12 protein-coding genes are annotated in these 15,910 nt (G+C 73.2%); 1 reads left to right on the forward strand and 11 read right to left on the reverse strand.

Features of this window, described 5'->3' with window-relative positions; translation table 11 throughout:
- Nucleotides 1-100: 100 nt before the first annotated feature.
- The 11 genes from ADEH_RS09120 to ADEH_RS09170 all read right to left on the reverse strand — a co-directional run bounded on the left by ADEH_RS09120 (nt 101) and on the right by ADEH_RS09170 (nt 14,031).
- Nucleotides 101-1,135, reverse strand: coding sequence for a porin (locus ADEH_RS09120; RefSeq protein ID WP_011420811.1), 1,035 nt, complete (start codon nt 1,133-1,135; stop codon nt 101-103).
- A 37-nt stretch (nt 1,136-1,172) separates the two neighbouring features.
- Nucleotides 1,173-2,534 carry an anaerobic C4-dicarboxylate transporter family protein gene (locus ADEH_RS09125; RefSeq protein ID WP_011420812.1) on the reverse strand — a complete coding sequence of 454 codons (1,362 nt, stop codon included), beginning with the start codon at nt 2,532-2,534 and terminating at the stop codon, nt 1,173-1,175.
- A 12-nt stretch (nt 2,535-2,546) separates the two neighbouring features.
- Complete coding sequence (gene aspA, locus ADEH_RS09130; protein WP_011420813.1) at nt 2,547-3,995, reverse strand: aspartate ammonia-lyase; 1,449 nt, start codon at nt 3,993-3,995, stop codon at nt 2,547-2,549.
- Nucleotides 3,996-4,234: 239 nt separating this feature from the next.
- Entirely contained in the window at nt 4,235-5,671 is a 1,437-nt protein-coding gene (locus ADEH_RS09135; RefSeq protein ID WP_011420814.1) for a sigma-54-dependent transcriptional regulator, read from the reverse strand.
- Nucleotides 5,668-7,458, reverse strand: a complete 1,791-nt coding sequence (locus ADEH_RS09140; RefSeq protein WP_011420815.1) for a transporter substrate-binding domain-containing protein — start codon at nt 7,456-7,458, stop codon at nt 5,668-5,670. The genes ADEH_RS09135 and ADEH_RS09140 overlap by 4 nt, the downstream gene beginning before the upstream one ends.
- Nucleotides 7,459-7,569: 111 nt before the next feature.
- On the reverse strand, nt 7,570-7,935 hold the full coding sequence (locus ADEH_RS09145) for a hypothetical protein (protein ID WP_011420816.1): 366 nt from the start codon (nt 7,933-7,935) through the stop codon (nt 7,570-7,572).
- Nucleotides 7,932-9,083: a tellurite resistance/C4-dicarboxylate transporter family protein gene (locus ADEH_RS09150; RefSeq protein WP_232287461.1), complete on the reverse strand. Its 1,152-nt coding sequence runs from the start codon at nt 9,081-9,083 to the stop codon at nt 7,932-7,934. Before ADEH_RS09150 ends, ADEH_RS09145 begins: the two co-directional genes overlap by 4 nt.
- A 119-nt stretch (nt 9,084-9,202) precedes the next feature.
- Entirely contained in the window at nt 9,203-9,835 is a 633-nt protein-coding gene (locus ADEH_RS09155) for a response regulator (RefSeq protein ID WP_011420818.1), read from the reverse strand.
- Nucleotides 9,813-11,597 carry a sensor histidine kinase gene (locus ADEH_RS09160; protein ID WP_011420819.1) on the reverse strand — a complete coding sequence of 595 codons (1,785 nt, stop codon included), beginning with the start codon at nt 11,595-11,597 and terminating at the stop codon, nt 9,813-9,815. The genes ADEH_RS09155 and ADEH_RS09160 overlap by 23 nt, the downstream gene beginning before the upstream one ends.
- A gap of 64 nt (nt 11,598-11,661) precedes the next feature.
- A complete protein-coding gene (locus ADEH_RS09165) occupies nt 11,662-13,269 on the reverse strand; it encodes a multiheme c-type cytochrome (protein WP_011420820.1) in 1,608 nt (535 codons plus the stop codon).
- 177 nt (nt 13,270-13,446) lie between these two features.
- Nucleotides 13,447-14,031 carry a GNAT family N-acetyltransferase gene (locus ADEH_RS09170; RefSeq protein WP_011420821.1) on the reverse strand — a complete coding sequence of 195 codons (585 nt, stop codon included), beginning with the start codon at nt 14,029-14,031 and terminating at the stop codon, nt 13,447-13,449.
- Nucleotides 14,032-14,353: 322 nt separating this feature from the next.
- Between ADEH_RS09170 and ADEH_RS09175 the strand changes: the two genes are divergently transcribed.
- Nucleotides 14,354-15,880 carry a Glu/Leu/Phe/Val family dehydrogenase gene (locus tag ADEH_RS09175; RefSeq protein WP_011420822.1) on the forward strand — a complete coding sequence of 509 codons (1,527 nt, stop codon included), beginning with the start codon at nt 14,354-14,356 and terminating at the stop codon, nt 15,878-15,880.
- Nucleotides 15,881-15,910 lie beyond the last annotated feature (30 nt).

Below are 15,910 nucleotides of genomic sequence, written 5' to 3' on the forward strand. Positions count from 1 at the left end.
AGAGGGCGCCTGGACCATCCAGGCGCCCTCCCCCGCTGCGAGGCCCCACCTCTCGGCGGAACAGGCGGTGCTCGCGGACCGGGGACGACCGTTCGCGCGGCTAGAACGCGTACCGCAGGCCGGCCGAGACGCCGTCCACCCCGCCCGCCTTCGCGATGGCGTCGGTGATGTCGAACGTCTTCGTGCCGTTCCGCTCGTTCTCGATGTGCGCGAAGACCAGGTACACGTCGGTCTTCTTCGCCAGGGGACGGACGTAGCCGAGCGCGTACTTGGAGGCGCCGGCGTCTTCGGCGGCGTCCTCCCACATCTGCGAGTAGGACGCGCGGACGCTGCCGCCGACCACCGGGAGCGGCACGGTGACGCCGGCGAGCGCGCTGGTCTGCTGGGCGGTGTCGTCGCTCAGGCGGTAGAAGCCGCCCGAGGCGTGCAGCTTCACGACGCCGAGATCCCAGGTCGCGCCGGCGTTGCCGATGCGGGTGATGACGTCGGTCACCTTGCTCTTGTCCTGGTAGTACGCGACCGCGGCGAACACCGGGCCGTACTTCCAGCGCAGGCCGCCGGAGAAGCCGGGCGTGTCGTCGCCGTTCCCCTCGGTCTCCGGGCCGGCGCGGTTCTGGGCCCAGAGCGCGGTCAGCTCGAGCCCGGCGAACGTGGGCGTGACGTACTGGACCGAGTTGTCGGTGCGCGACTGCCGCTTGAGCAGGTTCTCGATGTTGCCGACGGTGCCGATCTCGAACGGATCGACGTCGCACTGCACGTAGTAGCCGGGGGTCTGGTGGCGGCCCACCGTGACCTTGCCCCAGGCGCCGGTCAGGCCGGCGTAGGCCTGCCGCCCCCAGAACTGCGCGCTGGTGGAGGAGCCGGTGTCGAGGCTGACACCGGTCTCCACCAGGAACAGGGCGCTGATGCCGTTGCCGAGGTCCTCGGTGGCCTTGAAGCCGAGCCGGCTGCCCGAGAGCTGGCCGGACTCGACGAGGTCGGTGGGGGTCTGGTGCGGGACGGCGCCGTTCGCGCCCTGAACGTGGGCGTAGCCGACGTCCATCTTGCCGTAGACGGTGATGGCGGGCGGCTCCGCGGCGGCGGGGCGGGCGGCGACGAGGCAGGCGAAGAGCGCTGCCGAGACGAGCGGTCTCATGGCTTCCTCTCTCTCAGGTGTCGGTGCGGGCTGCGGGTCAGAACATGAAGCGGACGATGACGAGCCCGGTGGCGATCGCGACCACCGTCGAGATCAGGCCGGGGACCATGAAGCTGTGGTTCAGCACCCAGCGCCCGATGCGCGTCGTCCCGGTGCGGTCGAAGTTGATGGCCGCGACGATGGTCGGGTAGTTGGGGATGAAGAAGTACCCGTTCACCGCCGGGAACATCGCCATCAGCGCGGGCGCCGGGATGCCGAGGGCGATCCCGAGCGGCATGAGCGCGCGCACGGTGGCGGCCTGGCTGTAGAGCAGCACGGAGAGCGCGAACAGCGCGGCCGCGAACAGCCAGGGCGCGGCGGTGACCATGCCCTTGATGCTGCCGCCCAGCACCTCCATGTTGCCGGCGAAGAACGTGTCGCCCATCCACGCGATGCCGAAGATGGCGATCACCGCCTGCACGCCGGCCCCGAACACGCTGCCGGTCGCGACCTTGGAGACGTCCACCCGGCAGACCATCAGCATGAGCGCCGCCGCCGAGAGCATCACCATCTCGATGGCGTGCGGCATGCCGAGCTTGGTGACGCCGCTCGCGGTGGTCCACTGCGGGCGCATGCCCGGGAAGGAGCCGAACAGCACCACGGCGAGCGCCGCCGCGAGGAAGATGCCCACCGCGATCTTCGCCGTGACCGGCGCGGCGGCGCGCACCGGCTCGCCGCCGTCGGCCGCCGCGAGCGCCTGGCGTCCGGTGGGCGCGGCGAGCCCGCGCGCCACGCGGTCCTGGTACTCGGGGTCCTCCTCCAGGTCCTTGCCCATCCGGTTCGCGACGAACGCGGCCGCCAGCACCCCGAGCAGCGTGGACGGGATGCACACCTTCAGGATGTCGATGAGCTCGATGTGGAAGGCCGCGCCGGCGGCGCCGGTGGAGAGCATGCCCAGCAGCGCCACGGTCGCGGCGGAGATGGGGCTGGCGGTGATGGCCTGCTGCGAGGCGATCACCGAGATGGACATGGGGCGCTCCGGGCGGACGCCGGTCTCGCGCGCCACCTCGGAGATCACCGGGAGCACCGAGTAGGCGACGTGGCCGGTGCCGGCGAACAGCGTGAAGACGTAGGTGACGAGCGGGCCGAGGAACGTGATCCGGTCCGGGTTGGAGCGGAGGATGCGCTCCGCCACCGAGACCAGGTAGTCGAGCCCGCCCGCCGCCTGGAGCACGCCGGCCGCGGTGACCACCGCCGCGATCATGAGCAGCACGTCGATGGGCGGCGAGGTGGGCTGCAGGTGGAACACGAACGTGAGGACGCCGAGTCCCAGGCCGCCCATGACGCCCAGGCCGATGCCGCCGAGCCGGGCGCCGACGAAGATGGCGGCGAGGACGACCACGAGCTGGAGCCAGATCATGGCGGGCTCCGGCTACGCGACCTTCTGCCGGCGCGGCGCGGCCGCGGGCAGGCTCGGGTTGATGTAGCGCGGGCGGAGCAGGTTCTCGGTGGAGAGCACCTCGTCGAGCAGCTCCTTCGAGACGAGCTGCTTCTCCAGCACCAGCTCGGCCACCGAGCGGCCGGTGACCAGCGCCTCCCGGGCGACCGCCGCCGAGGCCTCGTAGCCGATGATCGGGTTGAGCGCGGTGACGATGCCGATGCTGTTCACCACCAGCTCGCGGCAGCGCTCGCGGTTCGCGGTGATCCCGTCCACGCACTTCTCGCGCAGCACGCGGAAGCCGTTCACCATGTACGAGATCGAGGTGAACAGGCCGTAGCCGATGACCGGCTCCATCACGTTCAGCTCGAGCTGGCCGTTCTCGGCCGCGAGCGTGACGGTGAGGTCCGCGCCGATGGCGTAGTAGCAGATCTGGTTCACCACCTCCGGCATCACCGGGTTGACCTTGCCCGGCATGATCGAGGAGCCGGGCTGGAGCGGCGGCAGGTTGATCTCGCCCAGGCCGGTGCGGGGACCGGAGGAGAGCAGGCGGAGGTCGTTGCAGATCTTGGAGGTCTTCACCGCGACGCGCTTCAGCACCCCCGCGATCTGCACGTAGGCGCCGGTGTCCCAGGTGGCCTCGATGAGGTTCTCCGACGAGACGAGCGGCGTGCCCACGATCTCGCGGAGGCGCCGGGTGACGAGCTCGGTGTAGCCGGGGGGCGCGTTGATGCCGGTGCCGATGGCGGTGGCGCCCATGTTCACCTCGAGTACCAGGGCGCGGGCCTCCTCCAGCCGCTGCACGTCCTCGCCCAGGGTGGTCGCGTAGGCCTCGAACTCCTGGCCGAGCGACATGGGGACCGCGTCCTGGAGCTGCGTGCGGCCCATCTTCAGCACGTCGGCGAACTCGCGGCCCTTCGCGGCGAACGCCTGCTGGAGCCGCCGCAGCTCGGCCACGAGCTGGCCGAGCTTCGCGTGGAGCGCGATGCGGAACGCCGTCGGGTAGGCGTCGTTGGTGGACTGCGAGCAGTTGACGTGGTTGTTCGGGTGCACGAACTGGTACTCGCCCTTGCGCTTGCCCATGAGCTCCAGCGCGCGGTTCGCGATCACCTCGTTCGCGTTCATGTTGGTGGAGGTGCCGGCGCCGCCCTGGATCACGTCCACCGGGAACTGGTCGTGCAGCTCGCCGGCGACGATCTCGTCGCAGGCCGCGCAGATGGCCTGCGCCACGCCCGCCGGGATGACGCCCAGCTCGCCGTTCGCCTGCGCGGCCGCCTTCTTCACCTGCGCCAGCGCCCGCACCAGCTCCGGCACGCCCGAGATGGCGACGCCGGTGATGGGGAAGTTCTCGAGGGCGCGCAGCGTCTGGACGCCGTAGTAGCGGTCGTCCGGGATCTCGCGCTCGCCCAGGAAGTCGTGCTCCAGCCTCGTCCTCGTCGTCATGCCGTCTCCTCGCCGCCTCCGGGCGGCTCTCGGAGCGGCTGGATGGCAACGGCGGTGCCAACCCGGGCGACGGCGGGGATCTCGAGCGGCGGCGCCGGGTTCCGCGCGCGGTGCGGCGGCGGCGCGCAGGCCGAAGGGGGTTGAGCAAAGGCAACGCGCCGGGCGGGGCGCGCGCGCAAGGCGAGGAATCCGGCGGGGTTGACCCACCGTGACCGAACTCACAAGGTTGAGGGATCTCCCTACCCTTCGCGCTGGCCCTCGGCCTCGCGCCGCGCCTTCAGGCGCTTCGAGAGCGCCGAGGGCGTGATCCCGAGCAAGCGCGCCGCGAGCGACTGGTTGCCGCCGGCGCGCCGGAGCGCCTCCTGCACCAGGAGCTCGTCCGCCTCGTCGAGCGTGGGGATGCGCTCCAGCGCCGCGAACGGGCTGGCGGGCGGCTCGCCGCGCCGGTCGCCCTCGTGCGCCACCTCGGCCTCGCCGATGGCGCGCCGGAACGCCTCCATCGACAGCACCCGGCCCTGGTGCGCGCCCACCGCGTCGAACGCCATGGCGCGCAGCTCGCGCACGTTGCCGGGGAACGCGTAGCTCGCCAGCAGGCCGGCGAGCTGCTTCGGCGGGGTGGGCTTCTTCTTGCCCAGCTCCCGTGCCGCCTCGCCGAGGAAGTGCTCGAGCAGGAGCGGGATGTCGCCCCGGCGCTCGCGGAGCGGCGGCAGGTGCACGTGGTGGGCGCGCAGCCGGTAGTACAGGTCGGCGCGGAACGTGCCCGCCGCCTGGCGCGCGGCGAGATCCTGGTGCGTCGCGACCACCACCCGCGCGCGCATCCAGCGCGGCCGATCCGAGCCGAGCGGGTAGTACTCGCCCTCCTGCAGGAGGCGCAGCAGCTTCACCTGCGAGGCCGGGCTCAGGTCGCCGATCTCGTCGAGGAACAGCGTGCCCTCGCCGGCGCGCTCCACCATGCCGGCCCGCGCCTCGGCGGCGCCGGTGAACGCCCCGCGCACGTGGCCGAACAGCGTGTCGGCGAACACCGTGTCGTCCAGGCCGGCCACGTTCACCGGCACCAGCTCGCCGGTGCGGCCCGACACCTCGTGCACCGCGCGCGCGATGAGCTCCTTGCCGGTGCCGCTCTCGCCGGTCACCAGCACCGGCTGCCGGCTCCGGCTCACCGCCTCGACGTAGCGGAAGACCGCGTGCATGCGCGCGTCGGCGGTGACGATCCGGTCGAACGCCTCCGGGTGCTCGAGCGCGTCGTCGAGGAAGCGCCGGCGGATCTCGCGGTTCTCCCGCTGCAGCTCCTGCATGCGGATGGCGCGCCCCACGCCCTTGACGATCCGGTCCTCCTCGCTGGTCTTCACGAAGTAGTCGAACGCGCCCGCCTGCATGCAGCGCACCGCGGTCTCGAGCTGGTTGAGCCCGCTCACCACGATCACCGACACCTCGGGGTGCGCCTCGACGATCCGGCGGAGCAGCTCCTCGCCGGGCAGGTGCGGCATGGTGAGGTCCAGCAGCACCAGCCCGATCTCGTTCCGCTCGAGCAGGCCCATCACCTCGCGCGGGTCCTCGCAGGTGAGCAGGTTCGTCAGGCCGAGCGAGCGCTCCAGGCTGAGCGACATGGTCCGGAGCCAGCCCGGCTCGTCGTCCACGAGCAGCACGGCGAACGGCGGATACGCGCTCTCGCTCACGCGGCCTCCCTGCGCGCCGCCGGCAGGACCACGCGGACGGCGGTCCCCTGCCCCGGCGCCGACTCGAACTCGAGCGTCCCGCCGTGCTCCTTCACGATGCCCGCGGAGACCGCGAGGCCGAGCCCGGTGCCGCCGGTGTCGCGCTTGGTGGTGAAGAACGGGTCGGTGAGCCGGGCCAGGTGCGCGGGCTCGATCCCCACCCCCTCGTCGCGGACCTCCACGCACACCGCGCCCCTCGCCTCGTCGAGGAACGTGCGCAGGCGGATGCCGCGCGAGCGATCCGGGAGCGCCTGGCAGGCGTTCACGAGCAGGTTCACCAGGACCTGCTCCAGGCGCTGCGGGTTGCCCCGGATCGGCGGCAGCCCCCGCTCCAGCGCCAGCTCGAAGCGCTCCGTGCTCTTCTTGAGCAGCGCCTCGACCAGGCGCGCCGCGGTCCGGGCCACCTCGTCGATGGACACGCCGTCGCGCAGCTCCGGCGACTCCTGCCGGGCGAAGTCCTTCAGGTCCTCGACGATCCGCTTCACGCGCCGCGAGGCGTCGAGCGCGTCCGAGATCATCCTCGGGAGCGCGTCGCGCAGCCGCGACCAGCGCAGGCTGCCGAGCGGGTAGTCCCCGTGGTCGCGCGCGTGCGCGTCGAGGATGGGCGTCGCGTCGCGCAGCACGTCGTCGAGCACCTGCAGGTCGAGCAGGATGAGGCCGTTCGGGTTGTTGATCTCGTGCGCCACGCCCGACACCAGCACGCCGAGCGCCGCCATCTTGTCGGCCTGGAGGAGCTGCAGCTGGTTCGCGCGCAGCTCCTCCTCCTTCTGCTTGCGCTCGGCGATCTCTCGGGTGAGGTCCGCGGTCCGGCGCGTCACCTGCCGGTGCAGGGTGCGGGACCACGCCGCCATGGTGGCGAGCAGGAGCACCAGCGGGATCACCACGAACGCGCCCCAGCGCACCACCTGCTGCGCCGTCGGTCCGCGCGGCTCCAGCACGCCCAGCCACGCGTCGGCCATGGCCTGGTACTCGCCGGTGTTGCGCACGATCGCCAGCCCCTCGGCGAGCCGCCCCGCGAGCGCCTCGTTCCCGCGGCGCACCGCGAAGCCGTAGCGCTCCACCGCCGCCGGCTGGTCCATGGCGGTCAGGTTGGAGAGGCCCAGCTCGCGGACCAGGTACAGCCCCGGCAGCTTCGCCATCACCGCGTAGTCGTGCCTGCCGGCCGCGAGCTGGCGCAGGACGTCGGCGTGGGTGTCGGCGGGGACGACCTTCACCTCGGGGTGCTCGCGCCGGAGCGTGTCGTGCATGATGCCGTCGCGCAGCACCAGCACCTCCTTGCCGGCGAGGTCGGCGAGGGAGCGGACCGGCCGGTCACCCTTCCGCGCGAAGATGGCGTGGTGCACGATCAGGCTCGGCGGCGTGAAGTCCACCTCCTTCGCGCGCTCCTCCGAGTAGGACATCCCCTGCAGCGCGTCGATCTCGCCGGCCTCGAGCGCCCGCCGCATGTCGGCCCAGCGGCCCAGGCGGAACTCGACCTCCAGCCCCACGGTGCGTGCCACGGCGCGGGTGAGCTCGACGTTGAACCCCGCCGGCCGGCCCTGCTGGTCGAGGAACTCGTAGGGCGGGTAGCTCTGGTCGCCGCCGACGATGACGCGCTCGCGCGCCGGCGATCGCCCGGCCGGCGCGCCGTCGGCGGCCGCCGCGGGCGCGGCGAGCGCGAGCGCGCAGCCCAGCGCGAGGGCGGCGCGGAGCAGGGGGTGGCCGGTCGAGGCGCGGCGCCCGGGCGGGTCGGCGTCGGCGTGGTGCATGCGGTGGCGCCCCGCGGCCGAGGGATCGGGCCGCCGCGGCTTGCCCTGAGCATGTTCCGGCCGCGCCCCTGACGCCACACGGAACGGCGCGACCCAACGCCGCGCCCGCGCTCAGCCCTCGGCCGGCCCGTCCCGCTCCGCGTCCGCGGCATCGAGCGACGCGTTCAGGTGCAGGATCGAGCCGACCACCCAGGTCAGCGTCCCGACGCCCACCACCGCCAGGCCCGCCCGCGCCGCGGGGATGGCGCCGTCGATCAGGATCGCGGCGAGGTCCGCGTCGGCGCCGGCGGCGAAGCTGGTCACGCAGTAGATGGCGACGCCGGCGAGCGAGACGATCCAGCCCGCCACCACCAGGATCTTCCCGACCCGCTGCCGCGCCTCGACGCGCGCGCGGGCGGACGCCGGGCCGGACGGATCGCGCCGCCGCGGGCGGAGCGGGATGCTGCCAGGGGACGTGAGGACGCCGGGTCGGTTCATGATCTCCTCGCCATTCGCTCGAGACTGCCGGGTTGCGGGCCGGCCGCGCCGCGCTCCGCGTGCAACGACCGAACCGCCAGGACGACGAGCTGCAGGAAGCGGCCGGCCAGGCCGAACGCCGTGAGCAGCCACGCCGCCAGCGCCACCGTCGCGAACGTGCGCGCCACCCACGGCAGGACCGGCATCGCGAACAGCTCCCCGAGCCGGTAGGTGCACAGCGCGTACATGCCCAGCGGGAACACCAGCCCCCAGTACAGCGGGTCGTACGCGATCCGTATGCGGGACGGGCCGCCGTGGCGCCAGATCCCGAGCAGGACCAGCATCGGGATCCACCAGGTGGCGGTGGCCCAGAACATGAGCGTCAGCCCCTTCACGAACGGGAGCAGCGCGCCCAGGAACGCGGAGCCGGGCGCCAGCGCGGCGAGCGAGGTCCCCGCCACCACCGAGATCGCGACCGCGCCCATGTTGATCCAGTAGGGCGGCATCAGGTCGGACGGCGAGAAGCGGAAGAACATGTAGCGGTAGAAGATGAGCGAGATCATCCAGACGTAGAGCATCCCGCCGCACAGCCAGAGCGAGGCCAGGAAGAACAGCACGGCCTCGCTGCCGGGGTAGCGCGGGACGAGCGCCCGGGTCCCGAGCACCACCACCGACTGCGTCGCCACCACCGCGACCAGCCACCCGCCGTTGATGCCCTCGCCCAGCGTCGGCTTGGGATCGCGCACCGCGAGCGCCACGAACACCGCGTACGTGCAGGCGCACCAGAGCAGCATCCCCACCCACCACAGCGCGAGCGCCGCGGCCGCGTCGCCGCGGAGCAGCACGAGCTGGAGCCCGAGCACGCAGGTGGCGGCGACGGAGGTGAAGAAGCCGGGGCCGCGCTGGTGGCTGGCGAGGTCGGCGGCGAGCGCGCGCGGGTACCGGAGCGCGCGCGCCGCGACGAGCAGCCAGAGCACCGCGTAGGCGGGGACGTTCAGCCAGAACAGGAGCGCCGCCGCCTCGCGCAGGCCGAGGACGTCCGAGACGATCGACACGATGCCGGTGGCCATCACCAGCGCGAAGTACGCGGGGTGGAGCCCCTTCAGCCCGGCGGCGAGGTGCTCGCGCAGCGGGCTCGGCGCAGGCTCGGGGCGGACGGCCGTCTCCATGCCCCACAGCATGCCGACGGCGCGCCGGCGCGTGCATCGGCCGGCGTCCGACGTGCGCGTAGGACGACGGGCGGCCCGGGTGTCGGCGTCCGTCCGACGCCCGACCGGGCCGCGCCGCGTTACCCGACCAGCCCGTGGCGGACCGCGTACTGCATCAGCTCGGCGTTCGACCGCAGGGCCATCTTCTCCAGGATGCGGCCGCGGTAGGTGCTGACGGTCTTGACGCTGAGCTGGAGCCGCTCGGCGATCTCCGACACCGAGCGCGCCGCCGCGAGCTGCAGGAAGATCTCCAGCTCGCGCGGCGAGAGCCGCTCGTGCGGGCTCCCGGTGCCGCCGCCGGCCAGGTGGTCGGCGAGCTGCTCGGCCAGGTCGTCGCCGACGTAGCGCCGGCCCGCGAGCACGCTGCGGATGGCCCGGATCAGCTCCTCGGGCGCGCGCTCCTTGGTGAGGTACGCGGACGCGCCCGCGCGGAGCGCCTGGATGACGAACTGGCGGTCGCCGTACATGCTCAGCACCACCACCGGCAGGCGCGGGTGGCGCTCCTTCAGCGGCGGGAGCGCGTTCAGGCTGTTCTGCCCGGCCATCGAGATGTCGAGCAGCAGCACGTCCCACGGCTGCGCCCCGAGCCGCTCCTGCACGTCGGCGATGGTGGCCGCCTCGCCCACCGACGCGCCCGGGAACTCGGCCTCGAGGATGCGCCGCAGCCCGGACCGGAACATCGCGTGATCGTCAGCCAGCAGGATGCGCAGCATCGGGTCCGCCCGTCCTCGTCCGAGGGATCGTTACCACGATGGTCGTGCCGCCGCCCGGCGTCCCGGCGATCTCGAACGTGCCGTCCACGAGCAGGGCGCGCTCCTGCATGCCGTGGATGCCCAGCGAGCGCCGGTCGTCCGCCGCCCAGGGGCCGATGCCCTTGCCGTCGTCACGCACGGTGAGCACCAGGGCGGCCGGGGTGGCGCGCAGCTCGATCGCGACCTCGGTCGCGCCGGCGTGGCGCACCACGTTGGTGAGCGCCTCGCGCACGATCCGGAACAGCGTGACGGCCGGCAGCCACTCGACCGGCTCGACCGAGGGGTCCACGTCCAGGAACACCGCCAGCCGGGTGCGCTGCTCGAGGTCGCGCACCAGCCCCTCGAGCGCGGCGGCGAGGCCGAGCCGGTCCAGCACCGGCGGGCGGAGGTCGGAGGAGACGCGCCGCACGAACGCCACCGCCTCGTCGAGCCGCTGCGCGAGCTCGGCGAACCGCGCGCGCCGCGCCCCCGGGTCCTCGCCGTCGGCGCCCGCCCGCTGCAGCGCCGCGAGGTCCACCTTCACGCTGGTGATCACCTGCCCCAGCTCGTCGTGCAGGTCCCGCGCGATGGCGGCCGCCTCGGCCTCGCGCGCCGCCGCCAGCCGGTGCGACATGGCGCGGAGCCGGCCCTGGACCTCGACCGCCTCGCGCTGGCGCGCCGCGAGCGCGTCCGCCATGGCGTTGAACGCCCGCGTCAGCTCGGCGAGCTCCCCGTGCGCGGACGGCGTCTCGGCCCGCGCGGCGAGGTCGCCCTCCCCGAAGCGGCGCGCGGTGCGCGCGAGGTGCCGCAGCACGCGCAGCACCGACACCTCGGCCGCGAGCAGCACGCAGCCGATGGTGAACAGCGTCAGCAGCGCCAGCCCCGCGACCGTCCGGTAGAAGGCGCGGTTCGCCTGCGCCGCGACCCGCGTGTACGGCAGGCTCGCCACCACCGACACGCCCGGCACCGCCGCCACCGGGGCGGCCACCAGGAAGCGCCGGTCCGCGCCGGACGCCTCCGCCACGGTGCCCTGCCCCGCCGCGTCCACCGCCCGCGCCAGCGCCGGATCGCGCACCGCCCGGGCCGGCCAGGCGCCGTCGCCCGAGCGGCCGAGCGCGGTGCCGTTCCGGTCGGCGATCACGAGCGCGTAGCCGGGCGGCAGCTCGGCCTGGCGCGCGAGCTGGTCCAGCCACTGCAGGTCGAGGCCGACGAACAGCACCTCGGCCGGCGCGCCGCCGGGGCCGCGCACCGCGTAGGCGAGGTGGAGCACCGGGCGCCCCACCACCGGGCCCACGGCGTACTCGCCCACCTCGACGTCGGAGGACCCGAGCGCGCGCTCGAGCGCCGCGTTCCCCGCGAAGCTCACCCCCGGGGGCGCGGGCCGGGCGCTGCAGCGGAGCCGGCCGTCCGGCGAGAGGATGCCGATGGTGGTGAACTGCGGGTACCCGGCGAGCAGGGCGGGGAGCAGCTCCGGGCAGCGGGCCGCGTCGCCCGCCTCCGGCGCGGCCCGGAGCAGCCCGGCGAGGCGGCGCAGCAGCGTGCGCGCGCCCTCGAGCTGGTGGCCGTGCTCGCGCGAGGCGAGCTGCGCGAGCAGCAGCGCCTCCTGCTCGATGCGGCGCAGCACCGCGGTGCGCTCCGCGCTCGCCGCGTAGAACGTGAACAGCATCGCGGGCAGCGTCGCGAAGCAGACCAGCAGCACCAGCCTGCCGCGGAGCGTCCCGAGGACCGTGAGGAGCCTGCGCACGCAGGATCACCCTAGCGCGCCGGAGGCGCCCGCGCGGGCGCCCCCGGCAGCCAGGACGGGGCGCCTACGGCGCGGCCTGCACCCGCGACGCCTTCTCCTGGAGGTACCAGGCGTGCTCGGGGCGGGCGAGGATGCCGTCGAGCACCGCGGTGGCGGCCCTCGCCTGCGTCTTGCGGCCGGCCGCCTCGGCGTGGGCGATGGCCTCGCGCGCCTCCGGGACCACGCCCTCGTAGAAGCGCTTCGCGACCTCGTACATGCCGTGCCAGTGGGCGTAGTCGGGCGACATCATCGCGGCGCCGTGGCGCGCGCGGCGGCCCTCGTGGTGGTGCAGCTCGAACCACTCCCACTCGATCTTCTCGTCGAACGGCGTGCGGGTCAGGATCCCCTGCGCGTACAGCGCGTCCATGAGCGCCTGGCCGGGCTTCGCGAACTTCTCGTTGTAGAGCGCGACGAGGTCGTCGTACTGCCGGTACGCCGCGTCCACGGTGGAGGTCGCGTGGCACACGTTGCACGCGGTCTTCATGCGGTCGCGCTTCTGGGCGGCGGTGTCCACCACCGCGGCCTTCCGGCGGGCCGGGTCGGACGCGGTGACCACCCGGTGCTCCGCGTCGGTGTCCATCGGGAGCGAGACCGGCGGGCGGTTCGTCCAGGAGATGCGCTCGCCGGGATCGTGCGTGACCTTGCCGCCGTTCACGTTCGCGGACATGTGGCAGGTGGCGCAGGTCGGCGCGGCCGCGTAGTCCTTGCCGAGCACCCAGCTCTCGCCGTCCAGGTTCATCCGCTCGCGCGCGTCGCGGTAGGCGACGCCGTGCTTGGACGACTCGTAGATCTCCTTCTGCGGGTGGTCCGGGCCGAGGTGGCAGGTGCCGCAGGCCTCCGGCTGGCGCGCGCGCCGGGCGGAGAAGTCGTGGCGGCTGTGGCAGGCGGCGCAGGAGCCGAGGGAGCCGTCGAGGTTGAGCCGGCCGATGCCGGTGTTGGGCCAGGTGCCCTCCACGAACACCGGCTTGCCCTCGGCGTCGCGCAGGACCCGCGCCAGCACCTCGGGCCGGGTGGGCTTGCCGTCGGGGCCGGGCTTCAGGTCGTCCACCGTGATGGGCGCGCCGGTCCTCGCCTTCAGCGCGGTCTTGTTGCCGTGGCACTGCTGGCAGCCGGCCTGCGCGCTGGCGAGCCCGTTCACCGGGCCGGCCGGCGCGCCGGCCCTTCCGGCGGCGGACGCCGCGAACGGCGCGAACGGCTCGCGCGCGCCCTCGATCGTCTCGGCGATCTGGTTGTCGAGGGAGGCGAGGATGTTGCCGGCCTTGGCGTGGTGGCTCTTGCCGAACTCGGCGCTCTCGGTCGCGTGGCAGCGGGCGCAGTCGCGCGGCGTGACGATGGTCGCGACCAGCTCGCCATTGTGCTCGAACGCGTCGGCCTCGCCCTTCGAGGCCCGGTGGCACTCGAGGCACCCGACCCCCTTCTTCGCGTGGGCGCTCTCGTGCCACTGCTCGACGATGCCGGCGTTCGCGTCGGCGTGGCAGTCGAGGCAGGCCTGCGAGCGGGCGGAGAGCGCGGCGGCCGCGGCCGGGCGTGCGGCACCGGGCTTCGAGGCGGGCTTGGCGGAGGCCCTCGCGACCGCGAAGGCGGCGGGCGCGAGGCAGAGGGCGGCGAGCAGCACGAGGCGGCGTGGGTGCATGGATCCTCTCGGAAGCGGGTTCGCGGTGGCGCGCGGCGGTCGCCGCGCGGCGCGCGCCACCAGAGCAAGGCGCCTGCCAGCGTGCACGGCCTGTGCAGTCGCGCACTTGCGCGCTCCACCCCATCGGCAGCACCGCTATTTGGGTACCCCGAACCGATCCTTCGGTGGTCCAGGCGATCACCTGCCGCCGCGGCCGCGCGATCCCGCCGCGTGAGGCCGGCCACGGTGGCGGCGCCACTCGGCGGCGGTCAGCTCCCAGACCTCCGCCGGCAGCCGGCCCGCCACGAACGCGCGCTCCTCCACCCCGACGCACCGCATCCCGGAGCGCTCGGAGATGCGCCGCGACGGCGCGTTCGCCGCCGCCTTGCCGACGCGGAGCACCGGGAACCCGAGCACCTCGAACCAGTACGCCGTCGCCGCGGCACACGCCTCGGTGGCGTACCCGCGCCCCTGCCACGGCACCCCGATCCAGAAGCCGCGGTGGTCGTCCCTGCCGGCGTTGAGGTTGATGATGCCGATCAGCCGGCCGGGCGCCTCCTTCCGGCGGATGCTCCAGTGCCAGGCCTCGCCGCGGGCCACCGCCGGGAGCGCCACGTCCCGGAAGAACGCGAGCGCGCCGTCGGGTGGGTACGGCCACGGGACGACGGCGGCCATGTACCGCACGATCTCCCACCGCGCGAACAGCGCCTGGACCTGCCGGGCGTCGGTGAGCTCCAGCGGGCGGAGCAGCAGGCGCGGGGTCTCCAGCGTCGGCACGGCCATGGAGCGATCCTAGGCGCCGCGGCGCGGCCGGGGCTGGGCCAGGTCGTCGCGCCTTCGCGAATCGTGCGGGCGTTCGCGCCGCGGTGCGGCATGGGCGCCCTTCACTTGGGGCGCAGGAACCGGCGCCGCCGGCTGCTAGATTCCGCCCGCCGAAATACCCTCCGCCGGGGGTGAGCAGAGCTGGCAGGCGGGCCGACGCTTGACGACATCATGCCGTAAGCACTGGCGTTTTCGGATAAGACGGAACATTGATTATCGGGGGATCGAAGGCTACCATTCGCCCGCCTTCGGAACTCCCTCATTACGCGAGGCAATCACCGACATGGCCGGTCGCAACGGGAAGACGAGCTTCTACGACGAGGCGATGGAGACGTTTCACCGGGCCGCGGACCTCATCAAGATGGACCCGCGCGTCCGCATGGAGCTGGAGGAGCCGGACTTCGAGCACATCTTCTACGTGACCGTCGAGACGAGGGACCGCCTGGTGCCGCTGTCTCCGGAGGAGCAGGCGAAGTTCCGGGACCTCCCCGCCTCCGACGTGAAGGCCGCCGACGCGTTCGAGCCGCTCGCCAACGGGAACTACGTCCTGCACCGCCGGGCGCTGCTCAAGGCCGACATCACCATGCGCTCGGGCGTGATGAACATCCCGGGCAAGGGCTTCTTCCGGATCGAGAAGGGCGGGCCGAAGAAGTTCAAGGCGTACCGGATCCAGCACAACCAGGTCCGCGGGCCGTACAAGGGCGGCATCCGCTACCACAAGGACGTCTCGCTCGACCTGTTCAAGACGCTCGCCGCCGACATGACCTGGAAGACGGCCATCGCCGAGATCCCGTTCGGCGGCGCCAAGGGCGGCATCAAGATCGACCCCTTCAACTACTCGAAGGAGGAGATCGAGCACCTCACGCTGCGCTTCATCTACAAGATGAAGGGGCTCATCGGGCCGTACATCGACATCCCGGCGCCGGACGTGAACACCAACGGCGAGATCATGGCGATGATGATGCGCCAGTTCACCGACGGTGAGCGCGAGCACCACCGCCTCCGCGGCGTGGTCACCGGCAAGGACGTGCGCATCGGCGGCTCGGAGGGGCGCGTCCGCGCCACCGGCCAGGGCGTCGTCTACTGCATCGAGGAGTGGGCGCGCGAGCACAAGTTCGACCTGAAGGGCGCGCGCGTCCTCGTGCAGGGCTTCGGCAACGTGGGCTCGAACGCCGCCGAGATCCTCGCCGCCATGGGCGCGAAGATCGTGGCCGTGAACGACGCGTTCGGCACGATCCACGCCGACGCCGGCCTCGACGTCCACGCGCTCGCGCAGCACGTGCACCACAACCCCAAGAACCTGAAGAAGACGGTGGCCGGGTTCACCGGCGGCACCGCCATCTCCAAGGACGACTTCTGGGGCGTGGACGCCGACATCTGCATCCCGGCGGCGCTCGGCGAGGAGATCGACGGCCCGGTGGCGGAGCGGCTCAAGGTGCGCCTGGTGGCGGAGGCCGCGAACGGCCCGACCACGCGCGAGGGCGACCGCGTGCTCGCCGCGCGCAAGATCGAGGTCATCCCCGACATCATGTGCAACGCGGGCGGCGTGACCGTCTCGTACTACGAGTGGCTGCAGAACCAGCGCCTCGAGCACTGGTCCGAGGCCGAGGTGAACGCCCGCCTCGAGCAGGCCATCAAGAAGAACTACGCCATCATCCGCGACATCTCGCTGAACCGCCCGCAGCGCACGCCGCTCTACGACTCGCGGCCGTACTGCGTCGGCCAGCAGGTGGACGTGCGCACCGCCGCGATGGTGCTCGCGCTGAAGCGCATCGAGGCGCACTACCTGCTGGAAGGCTTCTCGCAGTAGGCGACCCGCCCGTCCGCTCGTGGTTCGACG

The organism is Anaeromyxobacter dehalogenans 2CP-C (assembly GCF_000013385.1).
Taxonomy (GTDB): Bacteria; Myxococcota; Myxococcia; order Myxococcales; family Anaeromyxobacteraceae; genus Anaeromyxobacter; species Anaeromyxobacter dehalogenans_B.

Coding starts and splice junctions, on each gene's coding strand:
- aspA (WP_011420813.1), bottom strand. CDS start 3,995: ATGACGACGAGGACGAGGCTGGAGCACGACTTCCTGGGCGAGCGCGAG.
- ADEH_RS09175 (WP_011420822.1), top strand. CDS start 14,354: ATGGCCGGTCGCAACGGGAAGACGAGCTTCTACGACGAGGCGATGGAG.
- ADEH_RS09155 (WP_011420818.1), bottom strand. CDS start 9,835: ATGCTGCGCATCCTGCTGGCTGACGATCACGCGATGTTCCGGTCCGGG.
- ADEH_RS09145 (WP_011420816.1), bottom strand. CDS start 7,935: ATGAACCGACCCGGCGTCCTCACGTCCCCTGGCAGCATCCCGCTCCGC.
- ADEH_RS09170 (WP_011420821.1), bottom strand. CDS start 14,031: ATGGCCGTGCCGACGCTGGAGACCCCGCGCCTGCTGCTCCGCCCGCTG.
- ADEH_RS09140 (WP_011420815.1), bottom strand. CDS start 7,458: ATGCACCACGCCGACGCCGACCCGCCCGGGCGCCGCGCCTCGACCGGC.
- ADEH_RS09125 (WP_011420812.1), bottom strand. CDS start 2,534: ATGATCTGGCTCCAGCTCGTGGTCGTCCTCGCCGCCATCTTCGTCGGC.
- ADEH_RS09165 (WP_011420820.1), bottom strand. CDS start 13,269: ATGCACCCACGCCGCCTCGTGCTGCTCGCCGCCCTCTGCCTCGCGCCC.
- ADEH_RS09120 (WP_011420811.1), bottom strand. CDS start 1,135: ATGAGACCGCTCGTCTCGGCAGCGCTCTTCGCCTGCCTCGTCGCCGCC.
- ADEH_RS09150 (WP_232287461.1), bottom strand. CDS start 9,083: ATGGAGACGGCCGTCCGCCCCGAGCCTGCGCCGAGCCCGCTGCGCGAG.